This window comes from Lysobacter sp. MMG2, from assembly GCF_016735495.2.
Lineage (GTDB): Bacteria > Pseudomonadota > Gammaproteobacteria > Xanthomonadales > Xanthomonadaceae > Lysobacter_J.
This window is the reverse complement of sequence record NZ_JAERQY020000005.1, coordinates 175,761-198,101: the sequence shown is the minus strand read 5'-3', so window position 1 is coordinate 198,101 and position 22,341 is coordinate 175,761. Positions and strand designations below refer to the sequence as shown.

The 22,341-nt window shown below is 68.4% G+C and carries 21 protein-coding genes; 13 read left to right on the top strand and 8 right to left on the bottom strand.

The genetic code is table 11. The annotated features are described in order from the left end of the window. Positions 1-97: 97 nt before the first annotated feature. From aat to trxB, 4 genes are read right to left on the bottom strand one after another with little or no spacing between them, the layout of a single operon-like run. Positions 98-868 carry a leucyl/phenylalanyl-tRNA--protein transferase gene (gene aat / locus JI752_RS17395; protein ID WP_216966495.1) on the bottom strand — a complete coding sequence of 257 codons (771 nt, stop codon included), beginning with the start codon at positions 866-868 and terminating at the stop codon, positions 98-100. Then, on the bottom strand, positions 865-2,028 hold the full coding sequence (locus tag JI752_RS17390) for a GNAT family N-acetyltransferase (RefSeq protein WP_216966493.1): 1,164 nt from the start codon (positions 2,026-2,028) through the stop codon (positions 865-867). Before JI752_RS17390 ends, aat begins: the two co-directional genes overlap by 4 nt. Positions 2,029-2,031: 3 nt before the next feature. Further along, positions 2,032-2,496 (bottom strand): GNAT family N-acetyltransferase, encoded by a 465-nt coding sequence (locus JI752_RS17385; RefSeq protein ID WP_216966491.1) that lies wholly within the window; start codon positions 2,494-2,496, stop codon positions 2,032-2,034. Further along, positions 2,496-3,449 (bottom strand): thioredoxin-disulfide reductase, encoded by a 954-nt coding sequence (trxB, locus tag JI752_RS17380; protein WP_216966489.1) that lies wholly within the window; start codon positions 3,447-3,449, stop codon positions 2,496-2,498. The genes JI752_RS17385 and trxB overlap by 1 nt, the downstream gene beginning before the upstream one ends. A 312-nt stretch (positions 3,450-3,761) precedes the next feature. Between trxB and JI752_RS17375 the strand changes: the two genes are divergently transcribed. The 11 genes from JI752_RS17375 to JI752_RS17325 all read left to right on the top strand — a co-directional run bounded on the left by JI752_RS17375 (position 3,762) and on the right by JI752_RS17325 (position 16,432). Next, positions 3,762-4,832, top strand: a complete 1,071-nt coding sequence (locus JI752_RS17375) for an alanine dehydrogenase (protein ID WP_216966487.1) — start codon at positions 3,762-3,764, stop codon at positions 4,830-4,832. Positions 4,833-5,092: 260 nt separating this feature from the next. Then, entirely contained in the window at positions 5,093-7,450 is a 2,358-nt protein-coding gene (locus JI752_RS17370) for a DNA translocase FtsK 4TM domain-containing protein (RefSeq protein ID WP_345777370.1), read from the top strand. 90 nt (positions 7,451-7,540) lie between these two features. Continuing rightward, on the top strand, positions 7,541-8,167 hold the full coding sequence (lolA, locus tag JI752_RS17365) for an outer membrane lipoprotein chaperone LolA (RefSeq protein WP_216966485.1): 627 nt from the start codon (positions 7,541-7,543) through the stop codon (positions 8,165-8,167). A 97-nt stretch (positions 8,168-8,264) separates the two neighbouring features. Continuing rightward, positions 8,265-8,948 carry a hypothetical protein gene (locus JI752_RS17360; RefSeq protein ID WP_216966482.1) on the top strand — a complete coding sequence of 228 codons (684 nt, stop codon included), beginning with the start codon at positions 8,265-8,267 and terminating at the stop codon, positions 8,946-8,948. A 259-nt stretch (positions 8,949-9,207) separates the two neighbouring features. Then, a complete protein-coding gene (locus JI752_RS17355) occupies positions 9,208-10,518 on the top strand; it encodes a replication-associated recombination protein A (protein WP_216966708.1) in 1,311 nt (436 codons plus the stop codon). A gap of 509 nt (positions 10,519-11,027) precedes the next feature. Next, a complete protein-coding gene (locus JI752_RS17350; protein ID WP_216966480.1) occupies positions 11,028-12,281 on the top strand; it encodes a hypothetical protein in 1,254 nt (417 codons plus the stop codon). Positions 12,282-12,410: 129 nt separating this feature from the next. Next, entirely contained in the window at positions 12,411-12,821 is a 411-nt protein-coding gene (locus JI752_RS19385; protein WP_254201109.1) for a hypothetical protein, read from the top strand. Further along, positions 12,818-13,519, top strand: coding sequence for a C39 family peptidase (locus JI752_RS17340; RefSeq protein ID WP_216966477.1), 702 nt, complete (start codon positions 12,818-12,820; stop codon positions 13,517-13,519). The genes JI752_RS19385 and JI752_RS17340 overlap by 4 nt, the downstream gene beginning before the upstream one ends. 13 nt (positions 13,520-13,532) lie before the next feature. Beyond that, positions 13,533-14,033, top strand: coding sequence for a hypothetical protein (locus tag JI752_RS17335; protein ID WP_216966476.1), 501 nt, complete (start codon positions 13,533-13,535; stop codon positions 14,031-14,033). A 63-nt stretch (positions 14,034-14,096) separates the two neighbouring features. Beyond that, the gene (locus tag JI752_RS17330; RefSeq protein WP_254201108.1) at positions 14,097-15,575 is read left to right on the top strand and encodes a transporter; all 1,479 of its coding nucleotides are present in this window, start codon (positions 14,097-14,099) and stop codon (positions 15,573-15,575) included. A gap of 305 nt (positions 15,576-15,880) precedes the next feature. Further along, on the top strand, positions 15,881-16,432 hold the full coding sequence (locus tag JI752_RS17325) for a DUF4136 domain-containing protein (protein ID WP_216966474.1): 552 nt from the start codon (positions 15,881-15,883) through the stop codon (positions 16,430-16,432). 59 nt (positions 16,433-16,491) lie between these two features. On the opposite strand, the gene JI752_RS17320 is transcribed toward JI752_RS17325, so the two are convergent. Next, entirely contained in the window at positions 16,492-17,949 is a 1,458-nt protein-coding gene (locus JI752_RS17320) for an alpha/beta hydrolase (RefSeq protein WP_216966473.1), read from the bottom strand. 305 nt (positions 17,950-18,254) lie between these two features. Further along, positions 18,255-19,160 carry a LysR substrate-binding domain-containing protein gene (locus JI752_RS17315; protein ID WP_254201105.1) on the bottom strand — a complete coding sequence of 302 codons (906 nt, stop codon included), beginning with the start codon at positions 19,158-19,160 and terminating at the stop codon, positions 18,255-18,257. A gap of 94 nt (positions 19,161-19,254) precedes the next feature. Between JI752_RS17315 and JI752_RS17310 the strand changes: the two genes are divergently transcribed. After that, the gene (locus JI752_RS17310) at positions 19,255-19,956 is read left to right on the top strand and encodes an NAD(P)H-dependent oxidoreductase (protein ID WP_216966469.1); all 702 of its coding nucleotides are present in this window, start codon (positions 19,255-19,257) and stop codon (positions 19,954-19,956) included. Here the strand turns inward: JI752_RS17310 and JI752_RS17305 are convergent. Both JI752_RS17305 and JI752_RS17300 read right to left on the bottom strand, forming a co-directional pair. Continuing rightward, on the bottom strand, positions 19,943-20,755 hold the full coding sequence (locus tag JI752_RS17305) for a TIGR04325 family methyltransferase (RefSeq protein ID WP_216966467.1): 813 nt from the start codon (positions 20,753-20,755) through the stop codon (positions 19,943-19,945). The genes JI752_RS17310 and JI752_RS17305 overlap by 14 nt on opposite strands. 85 nt (positions 20,756-20,840) lie before the next feature. Beyond that, entirely contained in the window at positions 20,841-21,896 is a 1,056-nt protein-coding gene (locus JI752_RS17300; protein WP_216966465.1) for a tetratricopeptide repeat protein, read from the bottom strand. Between the two features lie 165 nt (positions 21,897-22,061). Here JI752_RS17300 and JI752_RS17295 point away from each other — a divergent pair, with 165 nt between their 5' ends. Then, the gene (locus JI752_RS17295; RefSeq protein ID WP_216966463.1) at positions 22,062-22,328 is read left to right on the top strand and encodes a DksA/TraR family C4-type zinc finger protein; all 267 of its coding nucleotides are present in this window, start codon (positions 22,062-22,064) and stop codon (positions 22,326-22,328) included. Positions 22,329-22,341: the final 13 nt, after the last annotated feature.

The following is a 22,341-nucleotide window of genomic DNA, read 5'->3' as shown; positions in this document are numbered from 1 at the left end:
TTCCTGGAGTGTGGGGTCGTGGTGCCGCCCCGGGATCGGGAACGGTCAACGAAGCCCCGCATTTTGCCATGCCGGTGGCGTTCGTGCAAAAAATCGGTTAAGGGTCCGCTGGAACCGGCCCGGAGGGCCTTGCGGGGGCCGCCAGCCGCGAGGCCGGCCAGTGCCCGACCCGCTCCGACCAGGTCCCTACGGTGCCGGGCATTTGGGTCAGTTCCGCGACAGCCGCGACGAACCGCGGTCTGGGCCAGCACTGCGCTCCCAGGCTGAGCAGGTGGTCGTTCTCCACCTGGGCATCGATCAGTGGCCAGCCCCAGTCGCGCAGGTGCCAGGCCAGGGCGGCGAGGGCGACCTTGGATCCGCCGGATTCCGCGCTGAACATGCTTTCGCCGAAGAACATCCGGCCCATCGCCATGCCGTAGATCCCGCCGACGAGCCGGTCGCCGTCGAAGACCTCGATCGAATGCGCATGACCGAGCGCGTGCATGCGCTCATAGGCCGCGCGCATCTCCGGCGTGATCCACGTGCCGCGCTGGCCTGGGCGTGGCGTGTCTGCGCATGCGCGGATGACCTGCGCGAAGGCGGTGTCGGCGCGGACGTCCCAGTGCGAGCGACGCAGGCTGCGGCGAAACCTGGACGACAGCCTCACGGCGTCGGTCGCGAACACCGTGCGCGGGTCCGGGCTCCACCACAGGATCGGCTGCCCCTGCGAGTACCAGGGGAAGATCCCGTGGCGATACGCGTTGAGCAGGCGTGTCGGCGTCAGGTCGCCGCCCACGGCGAGCAACCCGTCGGGCTGGCGCAGGGCGTCTTCGACCGGCGGGAACGGCGCGTCGGGCTCGGACGGCAGCAGGGCGGGCAGGGTGCTCACGCCGGGGATGATGGCGCATCGCCCTGTGCCGCGCCCGCGTCCGCCTTGAAGGGCGAATGCCGCGCGAGCGTGCTCGCATAAGCGCGGACGGACTCGGCCTCCTGGGCACACCAGTCGCGCAGCGCGTCGCGGAAGTCGTCGTGCGCGACCCAATGGCGGCTGCGCACGAACGTGGGCAGGAAGCCCCGCGCCAGCTTGTGCTCGCCCTGTGCGCCGGGTTCGAAACGCGTGAGGCCTTCGCGCAGGCAGTAGTCGATGCCCTGGTAATAACAGGTCTCGAAATGCAGTCCCGGCGCCATCTCGCTGGCACCCCAGTAGCGACCGTACAGCGTGTCGCCGCCGCGCATGCACAAGGCCCCCGCGATCGGGCGATCGGCGCGCATCGCCAGGACGATGACCAGCGCCTGCGGCATCGTGCGGGCGAGGTGATGCAGGAACTCCAGCGTGATCGCCGGGTGGTTGCCGTACTCGGCGAAGGTCTGAAGGTAGAAGCCGTGCATCGTCGCCAGCTCGTCGTCACTGGCCTGCGTGCCGTCGACTATGCGGAACGTGATACCGGCCCGCGCGACCTTCGCGCGCTCCTGGCGGATGTTCTTGCGGTGTTTGTGATCGAAGGCCGCGAGGTAATCGTCGAAGTCGCGCCAGCCGCGATCGTTGCGCCAGTGGTATTGCAGATCCAGGCGCTGCAGCCAGTCGTCGCCGAAATCGGCGTCTTCATCGTGCCGGTGGAAATTCACGTGCGCCGACGACAACCCGTTGCTTGCGCACAACGCGGCCATCCGCTCGGTCAGCATTCGCCGTCGCTGCGGCGTACGTGCGAGCAGGCGCGGCCCGGTGACGGGCGAGTAGGGCACGGCGCACAGCCATTTCGGAAAGTACGCCAGTCCGGCGCGGTCGTACGCGTGCGCCCAGGCGTGGTCGAACACGAACTCGCCGTGCGAGTTCTCTTTCAGATACGCCGGTGCGGCGGCGATCAGTTCATCGTCTTCCCACAACGTCAGATGCTGCGCGCGCCAGCCCCATTTCGCGCGCAGGCAGCCGTGCTCTTCCAGGCCGTGCAGGAAGGCGTGCGCGACGAAGGGATTGGCGCCGTCGTGCAGCGCGTCCCACTGCGCGGAGGAAACCTCCGCCAGCGATTCCAGGATGCGCACCTTCACCATCGCTCAACCGCCGGACTGGCCGCGATAGACGTCGGGGTCGTGTCGCTGCATGTGGCGTTCGGGCTGCGTCAGGCCGGTGAAGCCCAGGCCGGCGTAGAGCCCCTGCATGTCGCGCGTGACCAGGTGCCAGCGGCGCAGGCCCTGCAGCGCGTCGTCGGCCATCAGTGCAGCGACCAGCGCACGGCCGTGGCCGCGGCCACGGAACGGTTCGAGTACGAAGACATCCGCGAGATAAGCGAACGTCGCGCGGTCGCTGATCGCGCGCGCGAAGGCAACGAGGCGGCCGTCGATGTAGCCGCCGTAGCAGACCGAATTCGCCAGTGCGCGGCGCAGCGTGTCCAGCGGAATGCCCGCGGCCCAGTAGGACTCGCGGGCGAGGAAGTCGTGGATGCGCGCCAGGTCGTCTTCGTCCAGCTGCTCCTGCAGATGCGGACGGATATCGAGCGTGCGCTCCACGACTTCGTGCATCAGCCTTCCTTGTCGAGGAACTTCTCGGCGTCCAGCGCAGCCATGCAGCCGAAGCCGGCCGAAGTGATCGCCTGGCGGTAGACCTGGTCGGCGACGTCGCCGGCGGCGAACACGCCCGGCACGGACGTGTGCGTGGCGTTGCCGTCCAAGCCGGTCTTGATGACGAGGTAGCCGTTCTTCATCTCCAACTGGCCCTCGAACAGCGAAGTGTTCGGCGTGTGGCCGATGGCGACGAACAGGCCGTGGATCGCGATCTCCTTCGTCGAACCGTCCTGCACCGACTTCACGCGCAGGCCGGTCACGCCGACGTCATTGCCGAGCACTTCATCGACCTGGTGGTGCCAGATCGGCTCGATCTTGCCGGACTGGATCTTCGCGAACAGCTTGTCCTGCATGATCTTCTCGGCGCGCAGCGTGTCGCGGCGGTGCACGAGGTAGACCTTGCGCGCGATGTTCGACAGGTACAGCGCTTCTTCGACCGCGGTGTTGCCGCCGCCGATCACCGCCACGTCCTGCTCCTTGTAGAAGAAGCCGTCGCAGGTCGCGCACGCGGACACGCCGCGACCCTTGAACATCTCTTCCGACGGCAGGCCCAGATACTTCGCGGTGGCGCCGGTGGCGATGATCAGCGCGTCGGCGGTGTATTCGCCGCTGTCGCCGATCAGGCGGAACGGGCGCGAGGATAGATCGGCCGTATGGATGTGATCGAAGACGACTTCGGTATCGAAGCGTTCGGCATGCGCCTGCATGCGCGCCATCAGGTCCGGGCCGAGCAGGCCGTGCGCGTCGCCGGGCCAGTTGTCGACCTCGGTGGTCGTCATCAGCTGGCCGCCCATCTGCAGGCCGGTGATCACCAGCGGCTTCAGGTTCGCACGCGCGGCGTAGACGGCGGCCGTCCAGCCGGCCGGGCCGGAACCGAGGATGATGACTTGGGAGTGCTTCGATGGGCTCATGGGTATAATTGCGGGCTCGGGAATGCGCTGCGCGCGGTGTGTTCCGCCATACGCAGGCGTGCTGTCGGAAAGTCCGTACGCAGGCGTGTCGATGGAACGTCGGAGTCATAGCTTGGCGGCGCGGTCCCCCTAAAACAAGGCACTGAACCGGACCTCCCGCGCGACGCAATGTTGCACTGCGCCGTGAGGCCATCCACGCGACGGACGACAATGGCGGCGACGCGCCGCCGATGCGGCGTTTTTTTCGTCACCACCACACCCCCACGAGCCGCGCAAGCCCGCGCGGCTTTTCAACGATCGAAGGTAAGAGACATGCGGATCGGCGTTCCCAAGGAAACCAAGACCCTCGAAGGGCGCGTAGCGCTCGTTCCGGCTGCGGCCGGCGACCTGGTCAAGCGCGGCCACGAGGTCTGGATCGAAAAGGATGCCGGCATCAAGTCGGGCTTCAAGGACGAGCAGTACACCCAGCTCGGCGTGAAGATCGCGCCCGACGCGGCCGCGCTGTACGAGAAGGGCGAGCTGATCGTGAAGGTGAAGGAGCCGATCGCCGGCGATCTCGCCCATCTGCGCAAAGACCACCTGCTGTTCTGCTACCTGCACCTGGCCGCCGAGCCCAAGCTCACCCGCCAGTTGCTCGACATCGGCCTGACCGGCGTCGCCTTTGAGACCGTCGAGCTGCCCAACGGCGACCTGCCGCTGCTGGCGCCGATGTCGGTCATCGCCGGCAAGATCGCGGTGCAGGTCGGCACGCACCTGCTGCACCAGCCCGAAGGCGGCAAGGGCAAGCTGCTCGGCGGCCTGCCGTCGACCGAGCGCGGCAAGGTCGTGGTCTTCGGCGCGGGCAAGGCCGGCAGCGCGTCGGCGCAGCTGGCCGCGGCGGGCGGCTCGAATGTCGTGGTGTTCGAAATGCGCCAGGACCGCATGGACGAAATGATGCGGCTGGGCAACAACGTCACCGCGCTGTACCCGTATGCCGACGTCGTCGCGCGCGAAGTCGCCTCGGCCGACCTCGTCGTCGGCGCGGTGCTGGTCACCGGCGCCAAGGCCCCGCACGTCATGAACCGCGAAATGCTCAAGGGCATGGAAGCCGGCAGCGTGCTGGTCGACATCTCGATCGACCAGGGCGGTTGCTTCGAAACCTCGCGCCCGACCACCTGGAAGGAGCCGACCTACGTGGAAGAGGGCGTGACCCACTTCTGCGTGACCAACATGCCCGGCGCCGTGCCGCAGACCAGCTCGCAGGCGATCTGCGCGGCGATCCTGCCGTGGGTCAACAAGCTGGCCTCGGGCGACTCGTGGCGCCAGAACCAGGCGCTGGTGCGCGGCATCAACGTCGAGGGCGGCAAGATCGTCCACCCGGCGCTGCAGGACATGAAGGTCTAAAAGCCGGGATTCGGGATTCGGGATTCGGGATTCGCAGGAGTGGGTCCCGCCGCACCCGGGGAGTCCCGAACTACAATCAAGGAGCCCGGGCGGCCATGGGTCGCCCGGGCTCCGTCCGTTTGGCACCCGAAGCCGTGGCTTCGACCGGTCGGGAGACGTAACGAGGGTTGGGGAGGGAATCTCCAATCCCAAATCACGAATCCGCCGCTTCTGTCGTATATTCAACAACTAACGCAATCCATTTGAGGCAGAACATCACGGTGGCGCAAGCGTCCGCAGCCAGTCGAAAGAAGCTCAAGGCCGAGAAGCTGCCGCCGTCGCCGCGCAAGCAGCGGCTGATGCGCGACATCGCGCTGATCCTGATCGCGCCGCTGCTGCTGTATCTGCTGGCGAGCCTGGTCACGTTCTCGACGCAGGATCCGGGTTGGTCGCATTCGGGCAGCGTGACCGCGCCGCTGCACAACGTCGGCGGGCGCGTGGGTGCCTGGACGGCGGACGTGCTGCTGTATCTGTGCGGCTACGTCGCGTTCCTGCTGCCGATCATGCTCGGCGCGATCGCGTGGATCGCGTTGTTCGGCATGGACAGCGACGGCGATGGCGACGCGGACTTCGGTCCGGCGCTGCGGCTGGTCGGCATCGTCGGCTTCCTCGTTTCGGCCACGGGCCTGCTGGAGCTGCGCGTTGGCCATGCCGAAGCGTTCTCCGCGCGCGCCGGCGGCATCCTTGGCCAGCTCGTCGGCAAGTCGCTCTACAGCGGCTTCGGTCCGGTGGGCGGCAACCTGTTCCTGCTCGCGCTGCTGCTGGTGTCGGTGACGCTGGCGACCGGGCTTTCGTGGTTCGCGGTGATGGACAAGATCGGGCAGTGGGTGCTCGCGCTCGGTCCGACGGTGAGCAAGCTGTTCCGCCAGGGCGAGAAGCAGGCGAGCGAGTGGCAGCAGACGCGCGCCTTCCGCGAGGAGCGCGAGGAAGCCCGCAAGGCCGACACCCAGCTGCGAGCCAAGCGCGAGCCGGTGAAGATCGAACCGCCGCCGCCGGCCGCCGTCGTGGAGAAAAGCGACCGCGCCAAGCGCGAGACGCAGATTCCGCTGTTCCACACCGGCGACGGCACCGGCATTCCGCCGCTTGCGCTGCTCGACGACCCCAAGCCGCAGCCCAAGGGCTACAGCGAGGAAACGCTCGAAACGCTGTCGCGCCAGATCGAATTCAAGCTCAAGGACTTCCGCATCGATGCGCAGGTGGTCGGCGCCTATCCGGGCCCGGTCATCACGCGCTTCGAGCTGGAGCCGGCGCCGGGCATCAAGGTCAGCCAGATCAGCACGCTCGACAAGGACATCGCGCGCGGGCTGTCGGTGAAGTCGGTGCGCGTGGTCGACGTGATCCCGGGCAAGTCCGTGATCGGCCTGGAAACGCCGAACACCTCGCGCGAGATGATCTTCCTGTCCGAGCTGCTGCGCTCGAAGGAATACGACAAGTCCACCAGCCCGCTCACGCTGGCGCTGGGCAAGGACATCGCCGGCCGTCCGACGGTGGCCGATCTGGCGCGCATGCCGCACCTGCTGGTCGCGGGCACCACCGGTTCGGGTAAGTCGGTCGCGGTCAACGCGATGGTGCTGTCGCTGCTCTACAAGGCCTCCGCGAAAGACCTGCGGATGCTGATGATCGACCCGAAGATGCTGGAACTGTCCGTCTACCAGGGCATTCCGCACCTGCTGGCGCCGGTCGTCACCGACATGAAGGAAGCCGCCAACGGCCTGCGCTGGTGCGTGGCCGAAATGGAGCGCCGCTACAAGCTGATGTCGGCCGTGGGCGTGCGCAACCTGGCCGGCTTCAACAAGAAGGTGAACGACGCCATCGCCGCCGGCCAGCCGATGATGGACCCGCTGTTCAAGCCCAACGCCGAACTGGGCGAGGGGCCGCGTCCGCTGGAAACGCTGCCGTTCATCGTCATCTTCATCGACGAATTCGCCGACATGATGATGATCGTCGGCAAGAAGGTGGAAGAACTCATCGCCCGCCTGGCGCAGAAGGCGCGCGCCGCCGGCATCCACCTGATCCTGGCCACGCAGCGTCCGTCGGTGGACGTCATCACCGGCCTGATCAAGGCCAACATTCCCACGCGCATCGCGTTCCAGGTGTCGAGCAAGATCGACTCGCGCACCATCCTCGACCAGTCCGGCGCCGAGACGCTGCTCGGCCACGGCGACATGCTGTACCTGCCGCCGGGCACGGCGATGCCCGAGCGCGTGCACGGTGCCTTCGTGTCCGACGAGGAAGTGCACCGCGTCGTGGAGCACCTCAAGCAGGTCGGCGGCGGCCCGGACTACATCGAGGGCGTGCTGGACGAAGTGCAGACGATGGGCGATGGCGTCGTCGTCGGCGCGACCGGCCTGCCGGAAAGCGGCGGCGGTGGCGGCGACGAATCCGACCCGCTTTACGACGAGGCCGTGCGCATCGTCACCGAGACGCGCCGTGCGTCGATCTCCGGCGTGCAGCGTCGCCTGAAGATCGGCTACAACCGCGCCGCGCGCCTGATCGAGGCGATGGAAGCCGCGGGCGTGGTGACGCCGCCGGAGCACAACGGCGACCGCTCGGTGCTGGCACCGCCGCCGCCGAAATGAACCTCGCCGCGGCCGCCGCCGCGGCGTCGAGGCCTGTTCAGACAACCGCCGGCACACTCGCCGGCAATCGTGGATTCCGGAGTTTTCCGCATGCGAGCAGTTCGTTTCATGGGGGCCGTGCTGGCGCTCGCGCTGGTCTCGACGACCGCGCTGGCCGGCGCGCGCGACGACCTCAACACGTTCACCAAGGGCCTGAAGGGCCTGAGCGGCCAGTTCACCCAGCAGGTCTTCGATCAGCAGGGCAAGCTCAAGGAAAGCTCCGTCGGCAACCTCGCGCTGTCCGCGCCGAGGCTGTTCCGCTGGGAGTACGTCAAGCCGTTTCCGCAGCTGATCGTCGCCGACGGCAAGAAGGTCTGGGTGTTCGATCCGGACCTGCAGCAGGCCACGGTGCGTCCGCAGGGCGTGGAGGAGCAGAACAGCCCGCTGGCTGCGCTGATCGATCCGGCCAAGCTGGACGCGCAGTTCGTGGTCAAGGAACTGGGCATGGACCAGGGCCTGGAATGGCTGTCGCTGGCGCCCAAGCGCGAGTCCGAGGCCGCCTTCCGCAGCGCGCGCCTGGGCTTCGGCCAGAGCGGCCTGGTGAAGATGCACGTGGTCGACAACCTGGGCCAGCGCACCGAGATCGAGTTCACCGCCTGGAAGCGCAATCCCGCCTTCGCGGGCGACACCTTCCGCTACACGCCGCCCAAGGGCGTGGACGTGATCGGCGGCGAATAAGCCGATCCCCCGCACCGGGATGCGAAAGGCCTGCTTCGGCAGGCCTTTTCGTTTCCATGAGGGCACGGGCCGGATTCGCCGGCTGCCGGAGCCTGGCGTGTCCCTGCGACCTTCATTGCTGTGGTTCGGCCTGTGCCTGCTGTCGCTGCCGGCTGCCTCGAACGAACCCATCGCCACCGCGCCCGCCGCGACGCAGGCCCTTCCGCCGGCGCGCGCCCTGGACCGCACGGCGATGGAGAAGGCGATCGCCGGAACCGTGGTCGCCGGGCTGGCGGAGCGCTTCGGCGGCCGCGCGGTGGAGGTGAAGTTCGGCGATCTGTCGGTGGAGCCGCTCGACGCGCGTCAACGCCTCATTCGCGGCGAAGGCGGGTTGCGATTCCCGGGCGAGACGGGCTGGATCGGATTCCGCTTCGTCAGCCGCTACGACGACTTTCTAGGCCAGGCCGGCTGGCCGGAACTGGAGGTCGGCGTCGGAGGTGACGGGCGCGCCATTCCCAACGACAGCCTCGCACTGCGGCAACTGGAAGACCGCATGGCCGACACGCTGCAGCGCGAGATGGGGATCGCATCGGTGCGCATGCAACTGGACCGCGTGGAAACGATCGAGATGGCCGGGCATTACCTCGGCATGGACGCGCGCGGACTGGCCGACTTCGGCCGCGACGGCAGCAGCGATGTGCGCATCCGCGCGCTGTACGACCGGCGCGACGGACAGTGGTTGCAGATGGATTACCAGCTCGGCCCCGATGCGCCCATGGTGGCGGGCGTGGGCGCGCCCTGATCCTCGCTGCGCTGGCCCTCACCCCTCTCCCGCAAGCGGGAGAGGGCTCAGCCGATCCCTTCTCCCGCCTGCGGGTGCCGGCAGGCGGATGAGGGCGACGCGCCGCAACGTCGAATGCCCCGTGCGAACGCTGGAGCGCATCCGCCGACCGCCAGGTTGGTATCGTGTGCGCAGATATTCCGCGAGACCGCCCGTGGCCCGGCGCACGAGTTCGACTTCCTCCCTCTCCGACGACCTGCTGCAGGTGGACCGCAGCGGCATGCAGCCGCTGGCCGAGCGCATGCGCCCTCGCACGCTGGACGACATGGTCGGGCAGCGGCGCTTGCTGTCGCCGCGCTCGGCGCTGCGTCGCGCGATCGAATCCGGGCGCGTGCATTCGATGATCCTGTGGGGGCCGCCGGGCTGCGGCAAGACCACCCTCGCGCTGCTGCTGGCCAAGTACGCCGACGCGGACTTCCGCGCGATTTCCGCCGTGCTCTCCGGCCTGCCCGAGGTGCGCCAGGTGCTGGCCGAAGCGGCGCAACGTTTCGCCGAAGGGCACCGCACCGTGCTGTTCGTCGACGAGGTGCACCGCTTCAACAAGACGCAGCAGGATGCCTTCCTGCCGCATATCGAACGCGGCACGATCCTGTTCGTCGGCGCCACCACCGAGAACCCGTCCTTCGAACTCAACTCCGCGTTGCTCTCGCGTTGCCGCGTGCACGTGATGGAAGCGGTCTCCGCCGACGACATCCGCCTCGCGCTGCGTCAGGCGTTGGAGGACGAGGAACGCGGACTGGGCGGTCGCGGGCTGATCGTCAGCGACGAAGCGCTTGGCGAGATCGCGCACGCGGCCGACGGCGACGTGCGCCGCGCGCTCACGCTGCTGGAAATCGCGGCGGAACTGGCCGAAGGCGAGGGCGGTGAGATCACCGCCGCCACGCTCGCGCAGGTGCTGGCCGACCGCACGCGCCGCTTCGACAAAGGCGGCGAGCAGTTCTACGATCAGATTTCCGCGCTGCACAAGTCGGTGCGTAGTTCCAATCCCGATGCCGCGCTGTACTGGTTCGCGCGCATGCTCGATGGCGGCTGCGATCGCGCGTACCTCGCGCGACGTCTCACGCGCATGGCGGTGGAAGACATCGGATTGGCCGATCCGCGCGCGATGCCGATGGCGCTGGAAGCATGGGACACGTTCGAGCGACTCGGCAGCCCCGAAGGCGAGCTCGCGCTCGCGCAGGTCGTCGTGTATCTGGCGAGCACCGCGAAGTCGAACGCGGTGTACGCCGCGTACAACGCCGCGCGTGCCGACGTGCAGGCGTACGGGACGCAGGAGGTTCCGCTGCACCTGCGCAACGCGCCCACGCGGCTGATGAAGCAACTGGGCTACGCGAAGGGCTATCAGTACGACCACGACGCGGAAGGCGGCATCGCGCTAGGGCAGACTGGCTTTCCTGATGCGATGGGCGAACGCGTGTACTACGAGCCCGTCGAGCGCGGCCTGGAGATCAAGCTCAAGGAGAAACTCGATCGCCTGCGCGCGCTTCGCGATGCTGCCCGACGTGACGGGGATGTGAGCGGTGGAGCGTGACGAACCCGAGCATTATCCGCGTGTTGCCGCCCCGCAACGTCAGTCGCGTCTGAACTCATTGACGTAAGGCACTGACGGAAAAAGCGCGGCGCGCCCCTGAAGTACCCGTGTAATGTCCCGCGTTGCGACAGTGAAACGCGAAGATGAATGCCGCGCGCCTCGTGCGCACCGTCGCCGCATCAATGGCTTGCACGTCTATTCGCGTCGCCAGCGCATGTGGATGCGCAAAGTGCCATTCCAGTTTTGCAACGCCTCGGGCGCTTTGCTGCGTCCGTTCGCCTGCGCCGTCGATGGAGGTGGCTTGGTTCAGCGCGCTTAGGCCGCTGGATCAAGGCCTTGGCGTGCCTGAACGACAGTTGGCACCGCCCATGCGTGTAGTTCCTTGCGTCGTTCACGCGCGCCTCCCCCGGGCGCCACTCGACGTACCGTAAAGGAGAACAAAAATGCGCATTCGTACCAGCTTGATGGCAACGGCAGTGCTCCTCGCCCTTGGTCTCGGCGGCCAAGCGATGGCACAACAGACGAACGGTGACGGCGGTGACGGTGACGATGTATTCACCGCCGCCGACAACTCCGATAACAGCACCACTACCGAAAGTGGCGACAACCGCGGCAACGACGGCGACGCAAGCGCCGACGCCGGCTCAGCCGCAGCACACAGCGGTGGCACCGCCACCAACACCTATACCGACTCTTCGACCTTCAGCAAGACTTCCAGCCACATCACCGCGCTGACCAAGCTGGAAGGCTCGGTCTCCGACGTGGCGACCTATGGCATCGGCAACATCGCCACCAACAACGGCGGTGCGAACGGTGGTCACGGTGGCAAGGGCGGCGCAGGGTACGGCGGCGGCGGCTGGGGCGGTGAAGGCAACGGCGGCGGCGGCGGCGACGGCGGTGACGGCGGCAACGGCGGCAACGGCGGCAGCGGCGGCAGCGGCGGTTCGGCCGAGAACGGCAGCGCGACCTCTGGTGACGCGAGCATCGGCGATGCGACCGCAGGACGCGGCGGCCGTGGCGGCGACGTTTATGACGTCTACAGCGGCCGTGGCGGCGATGCCGACAACGACAGCGGCGATGCTGGCGGCGCAAGCCTGGCCGGCTCGGCTTCGGGCTCCGGCTCGCTGGCCGGCGGCAGCGATGGCGGCGGCGGTGGCGGCGCAGGCGGTAACGACGGCGGTGGCGGCGGTGGCGGCAACGATGCCGGCAACGACGGCACGGGCGGCGCAGGCGGCGCAGGCGGCACCGGTACCGGTGGCGCGGGCGGTGCAGGCGGTGCGCCGAGCTCGACCTCGAGCTCGACCTCGACCGCAACCTCCGGCGCAGGCACCGGCACGTCCGGCGCGACCGCGGGTGACGGCGGCGCGAGCGGCACCGTGACCGCAAGTGCGGGCGGCGGCGGCGCCGGTGGCGCAGCCACCAACGGCGATGCGGACGCCAGTGCGACCAACGGCTCGGCCACTGCCGGTAACGGCGCGGCCGGTGCGGGCGGCGCGGTCGGTGCAGCCGGCGGTGCCGGCGGCGGCGGCGGTGACGGCAATGGAGGCGTGGGCAACGGTGGCGTCGGCAACGGCGCGACTGGCGGTGCGGGTGGTGCCGGTGGCACCAACACGGCCGATGCAGGCACGTTCAACATGTCGTCGACGATGACCGGTACGGCAAGTGGCGCGGCAGGCATCACCGTCGCGGCGCAGAACAGTGGCTTCTCCTCGCTGATCCAGCAGGGTGTCACTGTCCAGGCCAACCTGTCCGTAGGCCCGTAACGCGCTCCTCACGACGTGCCGGGGACCCTCGGGCCTCCGGTACGTTGTCGCGCAAACGTGTTCCCGCCGGCGGCGATCGCCGGCGGGACATCACGCAAGACGCGGAGCGATCGGGCAAGGAGCATGACGATGCAACGCAAACGTTCCATCGCATTGAGCGGACTGGTGGCTGTCCTCGCGTGCCTTGCGTCAGGCATGGCCTGCGCACAGCAGGCACCCGAGGTGGTGGTCCAACCGGTCATCGAAGTAACTCCGGCCGTGATCGACGCAACACCGCAGGACGCGGTGTTCGGCTCGGCCGTCGATCCAGGCGCGCTGGCCGACATGCGCGGCGGCGCGGAGATCGTCGACAACGACATCCTCGTCAACGGACGCGTCGAAGACGCGATCGCCGTCGACGTGCTTTCCGGCAGCAACTCGGTTGCCGGTTCGTTCGACAGCGCCAGCGGCATCAACACGGTGATCCAGAACACCGGCGCGAACGTGCTGATCCAGAACGCGATGATCGTGAACGTGAAGTTCGCGGAAGCGGGCCCATGAGCCTGCGGCCACTCCGGCGCCGGGCTTGGCTGACGGCATCGGCGTGGATCCTCATTTCCGGCCTGGTGCAGGCCGGGACCGTGGATGTGCGCGCGCCACCGGGCGGCAACTACGCCCTGAAAGTGACGAGCCTGAAGGAGGCGCGCTTCAAGACCACCATCCCGCAGCAGTACGACTTCAGCTGCGGCTCTGCTGCGACCGCGACGCTGCTGACCTACCAGTACGGCCACGCGGTCACGGAGCAGGAAGTGTTCCTGCACATGTACCAGACCGGCGACCAGGCGAAGATCCGCCAACGCGGATTCTCGCTGCTGGACATGCGCCGCTACCTGCGGTCACTGGGTTTCGAGGCCGATGGCTTCGAGCAGCCGCTGGACAAACTCATCCAGGAAGGGCTGCCGGCGATCGTGCTGCTCAACGACCGTGGCTACCGCCATTTCGTGGTGGTGAAAGGCTACAAGAACGGGCGCGTGCTGCTCGGCGATCCCGCGCGTGGCACGCGTGCGATGCCGCGCTCGCGCTTCGAGAAACTGTGGGACAACCGCATCCTGTTCGTGGTGCACAACCGTCGCGACCTGGCGCAATTCAACATGCCGCGCGACTGGCGCACGGCGCCGCCTGCACCGCTGGATGCGGGCATCGCGCGCGACAGCCTCTACAACATCGTGACGCCCCGGCGTGGCCCGGGCGACATCTGAAGGAGGGGGAACCATGGACTCGCCTTCGCTGAAATTCCTCATCGTCGCGACGCTGATGACGTGCGCGCCCGCGCTGGCCGCGCCGCCGCAGACGGCGAACGCGCTGGGGCCGGAGTGGGTGGCGATCGACCCCGCATTGCTCGACGACATGCGCGGCGGCTTCATGACCGGCGACGGCACGGCGCTGTCGTTCGGTATCGAGCGCGCCGTATACGTCAACGGCGAACTGATGGCGACCACGCGCGTGCAGATTCCCGACGTGGGCCGCATGACCACCGAGCAGGCGCAGCAGCTTGAACGCTTCAACCGCGGCATGGTCGTGCAGGTGGGCGGCGGCAACACGTTCGAGCAGGCCGGCAACCTCAATGGCGTGCTGATCCAGAACACGCTCGACGGCCAGGACATCCGCGCGCTCACCACCGTGAACGTCGGCGTGGACACGCTCGGCGCATTCCAGGATCTGAACACCCAGACGGCGCTGCAGAACGCGATGGTGACCGCCACCGCGCCCTGATGTCGCGCCGGATTGCGTTGTAACCGGATGGACCCTCCCCCGGTCACACCAGAAGGACGCCGCATGAGAAGGACGCAATTGCCCCGCCGCCTGATGCTCGTTCCATGCCTGTGGCTCGCCGCCGCCGCGGCGGCCCAGGCGCAGGACCAGTGGCAGGGACTGGGGCCGGCCCGGCCGGCCGCGCAGCCTCAGGTGGGCGGGGTTCCTTCGGCGACACCGCCCGCGACGGTCGCGCCCGCCGCGCCCGCCGCAGCGCAGACGTCGCTCGACGATCTGCAGCGTGAGATCAACGCACAGACGCGCCGCCTGGAAGAACTCCGGCAGTCCGTCGCGCAACAGGAACAGGCGCTGGCGAACCTGCAGCGCGTGGTCGACGAGGAACGCCTGGCGACCGAACGCGGCGCCGGCGCAGCGCCGGGCACCGTCCTGCCTTCGCTCGCGCAGCAGACGCAGGCTCCCGCGGCCTCGCAGGCGCCGGTGGCGCAGGCGCAGCCGCAGCAGGCGCAACAACCGCAACAGCAACAACAGCAGCAGCAACAACAGCAGCAGCGGCAACCAGTCGGGCAGGCGCCGGAATCGGCGACGCGCCCGCCGGAAGTGGCGCAGATCTTCGACCAGCCCGGCGTGCTCACGCCGGCGGGCCAGTTCATCCTCGAACCCTCGCTGCAATACGGCTATTCCGCGAACGATCGTGTCGCCCTGGTCGGCTTCACCGTGATCCCGGCGATCCTGATCGGCCTGATCGACGTGCGCCAGGTGAAGACCACCTCGGGCGTGGCCACGATCACCGGCCGCATGGGCATCGGCGGGCGTTTCGAATTGGAAGCCAAGGTTCCTTACGTCTATCTCAACGGCGATACCGTCAGCCGCGAGATCTTCACCGGCAGCGCGCAGGACCGCGTGTTCAACGCGCACGGCGACGGCATGGGCGACATCGAGGCCACCGCGCGCTACCAGCTCAATCGCGGCGGTCCGGACAAGGCGTTCTACATCGGCTGGCTCCGCTACAAGAGCCGCACCGGCAAGGATCTGTTCGAAGTCACCACCGACTGCGTGCAACGCTGCATCCAGAACGCCACCGGCACGGGCCTGCCGCTGGAGCTGCCCACGGGCACGGGTTTCGAATCCCTCCAGCCCGGCGTGACCTGGTTGTATCCGTCCGATCCGGTCGTGTTCTTCGGCACCTTCAGCTACCTCTACAACTTCGAGCGCAGCAATGTGTCGCGCACCGTGCTCGGCCGCGAACAGGAATTCCTCGGCGATGTGCAGGCCGGCGACATCTGGGGCTTCAACCTCGGCCTGGGCCTGGCGCTCAACGAGAAGGCGTCCATCAGCCTGGGCTACGACACCAGCCTGATCGGCAAGACGAAGCAGAACGGCCGTGATTCGCCGGGCTCGGTGCGCATCACGCTGGGCACGCTGTTGCTGGGCGGCACGTACCGCTTCAGCGAACGCTGGTCGTTGAACGTGGCGTTGGGCGTGGGCGTCACGCGTGACACGCCGGACATGACGTTGACGGCGCGCGTGCCGATTTCGTTCTGACTCATCGACCCTGTCCGCAAGCTTCGGGCGTGCGGGTGGGGGCGCTCAACATGCGTTGCTGTATCGGCATGCGCATGCGTCCGCATCCGCATGCGCCGCCAACTGCACCGTCATCCCGGCCTTCGCCGTGATGACGATTCGAGGGCACACGCGCAACGAAAGCTCCGCCTCCTGGCTCGAGCGACCTCGACCCCTTCACGCCTGTTTCACGGCCCTGAGTTCTATGTCGCCAGCACGCGGCGCGTGCGGTCGTGGCACGCGGCATCGGGTTCGCGTTCTCGTCTACCACCACGGAGTGAAGGCATATGAAGCACCTCGTCTCGAGCGCGGTCCTGCTGGTTGCGCTGGCCGGTTGCGCCAGCACACCCACCGTGCACACCGACTACGATCCGGGCACGCCGTTCTCCAGTTACCGCACCTACACCTGGTTGAAGAAGCCCGAAGGCCGTTCGCCGCTGGTGGAGCAGCGCGTCGTCGCCGCCATCGATGCCAAGCTGGCCGCGCACGGCTGGCAGCAGACCAGCGGCACCGACGCCGATGTCGGCATCGCCGCGCACGTCGCCACGCAGCAGCAACAAACGCTGGATACCTTCTACAGCGGTCCGGCCTGGGGCGGTTACGGTTGGGGCCGCTGGGGCGGCGGCGTCGGCATGGGCTCGGCGACCACGACCGTGCGCAACTACGAGGTCGGCACGCTCGTCGTGGACATGTTCGACATGAAGACCAAGCAGGCGATCTGGCGCGGCACGGCGTCGGGTACGGTGCCGGATTCGCCGGAGCAGGTGAACGCCAAGGCGCAGGCCGGCGTCGACAAGATGTTCGCCGACTTCCCGCCGGGCAGCGCGCCGGCGAAGTAACGCCTGCGCGATGACCGCATCGAAGGCCGGCGCGATGCCGGCCTTCGTGCGCCTGCGCCTCACGGCGCTTCGCGCAGGATGCGCAGCACTTCGGAGATCGCCTCCGGCTGCATGTGCACGTCGTGTCCAGCGTCGAGCACGCGTGTCGAGGCGGCGCCGGGCAGCAGCGCGCTTTCCAGCGGCACCACGCCGTCGCCGGGCGGAATCTGTCCGCGCTGCGATCCGGCGATGGTGTGGTATGCGATGCCCGGCACCGGCATCAGCGATTCGCCCGCCGCGCGCACCGGCTGCATGACCTGCAGCGTGCTGATGCTGTTCAGGCGTGCCTGCTGGTAGAACTCGAGCAGCTCGGGGCGCACGGCGTCGGGATCGGCATCGGCAACGCGCTTGAGTGCCTGCAGCTCCGGCGTGCGCCGGCCCACGAGCACGCGCGCGAGTCGGCCGAACCAGCTCGCCGCGCTCGGGCTGCCACGGTGCGGCGAGGCGATGAAGATGGCGCGCGTGACGCCGGGGTAGGGCGTGAAGCGGAACGTGTCGGCAACCGACGCCACATCGACCGCATCGGCCCGCACCCGCTGCGGTGGCACGGTGAAGGCCGCGTTCCACAGCACGTCCCCGGTGTCCACGCACAGCAATCGCGAGATCACGCCGCCGAGGCTGTGGCCGATCAGCACCGTTCCGTGGCGCGCATCGTCGTCGCCCTCGGGATCGAGCACGCTCCAGGCTTCGTCGAGGTATTCCTTCACGCGACGCCGCGCGACCAGCGTCGGTGCGTTGGTCTGATAGACGACATGCCACACCTGGAAACGCGCGCGCAGGTCCGCCTCGCCCCAGACCGCGTCGGAAAGCGGCGCCCAGGTCAACGGGCTGCTGCCCAGTCCGTGGATCATCACCAGCGGATGCTTGCGCGGATCGTAGTCCTCCAGCAGGTAAACACCGGCGCGTCGGCCGACCTCGTGCCCGCCGAGCAACCCCCACACCGCCAGACGCGGCAGCTTCGACGTGCCCGAACCCTGCGCGAATGCCGCCGAGGTGTCGTAGGCCAGCGGAATGCGTTGCGTGCCGACGGCCAACGTGGGCGACGCAAGCGCATTGGCGATCACCAGACGCGCGGGCGCATCGTGCGTGGCGGGTGCTTCGATCCATGCGGTGACATCGCGGAACACGCCTTCGGGTGGAAGCAGCTCGCAGATCGCGCGGTCGTCGCAGCGGCGCGAGATGGCCGACAGCGGCACGCCGAATCCCGGATGCTGCACGTGCGGGCCCACATGCGTGCGCAGCGGGATGTCGCGCGCGCGGGTGAGGGTGAGCGGCTCGATCAGGTAGGGCGACAGATCGCGGAATTCGACGTTCAGTTCGATACCGCCGATCTGCGTCGGGCCCTCGACCCACTCGCCGTGGCGCTCCTGCAGCAACTCACCGAGCAACGAATCGGTGCAGCGTGTGGCCAGCACGGCCGCGTCGCGTGTCGTGGTCGGGTCGTCCAGGGCGATCCATGCCGCGCTCGCACAGTCCATCCAGGCCTGCCGCGCCCGCCGGTCGTCGTACTGCGCGGCAAGGCGGGCTTTGGTGCGGGCGGTCCCGAGCGGTGAAGCATCTTCCATGGCGCACGCCGCTGCGTCACACGCCTCGGGTGCGCGCATCCCGGGCGACACGGATGCGCACGAGACCAGGCACAGCGCGGCCAACAGCCCCGTGCTGCGCAAGCCGGCATGGACGGACGCGTAGTGCATGGCCGGGTCCCGGGGAAGGTGGCGCCTTCATAGCGCATGCGCCGGGCGCACGCACGTACCCGCGTGCGCGGTTGGGACGCAACAGCGCATTAGCCCAGCGTAGGCGGGGTGGCGCGTCGCGTCGCCTCGTCGAGCAGCCACGTGCGCACCGCGATCAGTTCCGGATCGGAATCGCGCGACTGCGGCCAAACCAGATGGAAGTCGTGCCCGGGCAGTTCCGGGCCGAACGGCCGGTGCAGCAATCCGCCGGCCAGTTCATCGGCGACCAGCGCGAGATTGACCAGCGCCATGCCCTGGCCACCGATCGCCGCCTGGATGGCGTGGACTTCGTCGGAAAAATGCAATTGTCGCGGCACCTGCGCACGTCCGGCGTGCGCGAACCAGAGCGGCCAGTCGGGCGTCACCGCGTCACGCCGGAACCATTCGAAGCTGATCAGCGGGACGCGTTCGAGGTCGTCCACGCCGCGCGCGCGCAGGCCCGGCGCGCACACCGGCGCAAAGCGTGAAGTGAGCAGTGACGCGCTCGTGAGATCCGGATATCGACCCGGACCGTAGCGGATCGCGAGCTGCGCGCCGCCGCCTTGAAGGTCGACAGGCGCGTCGCCCGTGTGCAGGTGCAAGGCGATGTCCGGCCGCAGGGCTGCGAACCTGGCCAAGCGCGGCAGCAGCCAGCGTGAGGCGAATGCCATCGTCGTGCTGAGCACGACGGAGCGGGGCCGTTCCTGCGGGTGCACGGTCTGCACGGCGCGCGCCATCGCATCGAAGCCATCGCGCAGTGCCGGGTACAGGCTTTGCCCGGCGGGTGTCAGGTCGACGCGACGGGTGCCGCGCACGAACAACGCCACGCCGAGCCGGTCTTCCAACTGCCGGACCTGATGGCTGATCGCCGTCGGGGTCAGCGACAGCTCTGCCGCGGCGTGCTTGAAGCTCAGAAGGCGGGCGGCGGCTTCGAAGGCGCGCAGGGCCGTGAGTGGCGGCAGGCGGCGCCTGTCCATGGGTGAATTCATTGCATCCGTCGGGTGCGGAATGATCGTTTTACGCCGATACGTATGGAGTTGAACCTGTGACCTCTTCCAGCACAGGTGAACCATGGTCAGGTTACTACACATCGACTCAAGCGCCCGGCCGGGACGCTCCGGCGAACACGCGCACGGGTCGCACACGCGTCGGCTGTCGGCCCGTTTCGTGAGGCAGTGGCAGGCGCTGCGACCGGGCGATGCCGTCGTTCACCGCGATCTTGCGCTGTCGCCGCCATCGCCTGTCGGAGGCGACTGGGTGCACGCGGCTTTTACCGCGCCGGCGCGACGGGAGCCGTGGATGCACGCAGCGCTTGCCGAGAGCGACGTCCTGGTCGACGAACTGAGTGCTGCCGACCTCATTGTCGTTGGCGTGCCGATGTACAACTTCGGCATGCCGTCGACGCTCAAGGCGTGGATAGACAACATCGTTCGCGTCGGGCGAACGTTCGGCTTCGACCGCAGCCGCAAAGGCGAGCCGTACTGGCCGCTGCTCGCCGGCCATGGCAAGCGCTTGGTCCTGCTGAGTTCGCGTGGCGACCACGGCTACGATCCGGGTGGGCGCTTGTGTGCGGACAATCATGTCGAGCGCGGCGTGGAGACGCCGATGCGCTACATCGGCATCGATGCGGTGGAACGCATCGCGATCGAGTACGACGAGTTCGCCGACGAACGACTGCATGCGTCCATTGCGGCGGCCGAGGCCGAGGTGGACGCGCTCGTTGCGCGCCTGGTTGCGCAGACGCAGCGGATGTCCGGGCTCAGGCGCGCCTGAAGTAGAACCCCGCGTAGTGATCGAGCGAGCACTCCGGCTCGAACGGCACGCGCAGGTGGCGCTCCTTGGACTGCCACTGGTCTTCGAGCCGGTAACCCAGGGCCTGCATCTCGGCGACGAACTGGGGCTTGGCCATCACCCGGTACGGCAGCACCGCCTTGCCGATGTTCTGCAACGTCACGTAGCCGCGCCTGGGGTGCGCGGGCGTCAGGTTCACGAGCACGTGCGTGGGCGGGGCGGTCAGGCGGCCGAGAAGTTCCGGCAGCGTGTAGTCCAGGTACTGCAATGCGCCGCAGGTGATCAGCACGTCGTGCTCGTTGGCGGCGTCCGGAGCGTCCGCGAAATGCAGCAGGCCGTCGGGATCGTTCTCGCGGGCCCAGCTGCGGCCGGCATCGATGACCGCGGGCACGTCGTGCACGCGCCATTCCATCGTGTGCGGGTAGGTGAGGTAGCGGCGGAAGCCGTAGTACGTCACGCCGATGTGGCCGCCCAGGTCGAAGATGCGGTGCCGGCCTTCGGCCAGCAGGCGCGAAAGCCAGTGGACCATCGGGTAGTCGCTCACGCGGATGCTGCCGTGCCGGTCCATGTACATGCCCGTGGTCGAGGGCTGGTCGTAGCTGGTCGGCAGCGACGGCGCCGCCGCGAGCGCCTGCGCGCGCGAATCGTAGGCGCCGTAATAGGCGTTGCCGCCGTAGTAGGGTCGGTTGAACAGGCGCCGGTAGAGCGGTCGTGCGATCAGGCGTATTCCGGGAAGCTCGGCGGTCTCGATGGCGATGCGTACCAGATTGCGCTTGGCCATCAACATGTCGTGTTGCACAGGCGTTCCCCTCCGATCGTCTCGGACAAGCAAACGCGATGCGCGGGAAAAAGGGGACGCGGCGCCGTCAGCGGGCGCGCAGGGCGTCGATCCGGTCGCGGTAGGCGGCCCGGGTGTCGCCGTCGCTGAGGGCCTGGGCGCGGGCCAGCGAGCGGATCGCCAGCTGCGTGCGGCCCTGTTCCAGATAGGCGTTCGCCAGCGCCGAATGGAAGCGGTGCTCCTCCGGTTGCAGCGCCACCGCACGGCGGTAATGGCGGATCGCGCGCGTGAGATCGCCCGCGTTCTGCGCGTTCACGGCCTGCATGAAATGGTGGAAGGGATCGTTGCGCTGCAGATTGGCCAGGCGCTGGCGGTACTCGCGCTCCAGCGTGCTGTCGCCCGTGCGCGTGGCCAGCCCGGCGAGGTTGAACAGCGCGTTGACGTTGTCCGGATCCAGCGCCAGCGCCTTGCGATATGCCTGTTCGGCGGCGCGCGCATCGCCGCTGCGCAGGTGCACGACGCCGGCGTTGCTCCAGTAGGCCGCGTAGTCGGGGTCCAGTTCCAGCGCGGTGCGGAGCAGCGACTGCGCAGCGGCGTAGTCGCCGGCGGAGAGCCGCTCCACCGCGAGGTTGTTGTAGTAGTGGGCGATCAGGCGCTGTTGCGTGATCGGCTTGGGACGATCGCGCGCGATGATGAGGTCGCCGGCCACGTCGGCGATGTAGCGCCGGCCCTGCACGCGCACGAGCGCATTGACGTGGTTGCTCAGGTAGAGCGTGCCGTCGGCCTGGCGGAAGCCGAGGATCTGTTCGATCTCCTGCGGCGTCGCGTCGATGCCGGCCTCGCGTGCCAGCGCGAGGAAGAGCAGGGTGAAGGTCAGGCAGTTGGCGGTGCGCGATTCGTAGGCCTGCGCGACCGTCAGGTTCGCCGTTTCCCGGTAGGTCATGCCCAACCCTTCGGGGGTGTACATCAGGCTCGACAGGCGCTCCAGCCGCGTCAGCATGCCGGGATTGCCGACCAGCACGTCGCGGTGAACGCGCTCGCGCAGTTCGCCGGGCAGCGCCATGACCTCGCCCGGCGCGACGACCTGGGCGAACGCCCCGCCCATCTGGAGCAGGAGCGCAACCAGCACAGTTGCGACGACCACGCGGCGCATCCGGATGCCTTCGCGGCTAGGGCCGCAGGAACGGCTGCGCGCAGTGTAGTCCCGTGACGCGCTGCGGGATGTGTGCGGGGCGTTCAGCGATGCGCAGGGCAGTTCAGGGCCGCGGCGCTATCCTTCCGCGACGACGATTCGCAGCAGGAGAGCCACATGGCCACCGGTTGGGCAGGTGACGGCGCGGTCCAGGACCAGATCGACGCGACCATCAAGGACGCCATCCAGCGCGCACGCAGCCAGTTGCCGTCGGGCCCCGGCCTGACGCATTGCGAGGACTGCGGCGTCGAGATCCCGCAGGCCCGACGCGACGCCGTGCCCGGCGTGCGGCTGTGCATCGCCTGCCAGGAAGCGCATGACCAGGAGCAGGGCCCGCATAGCGGCTACAACCGCCGCGGGAGCAAGGACAGCCAGTTGCGCTGAGTGCCGCGTGGCG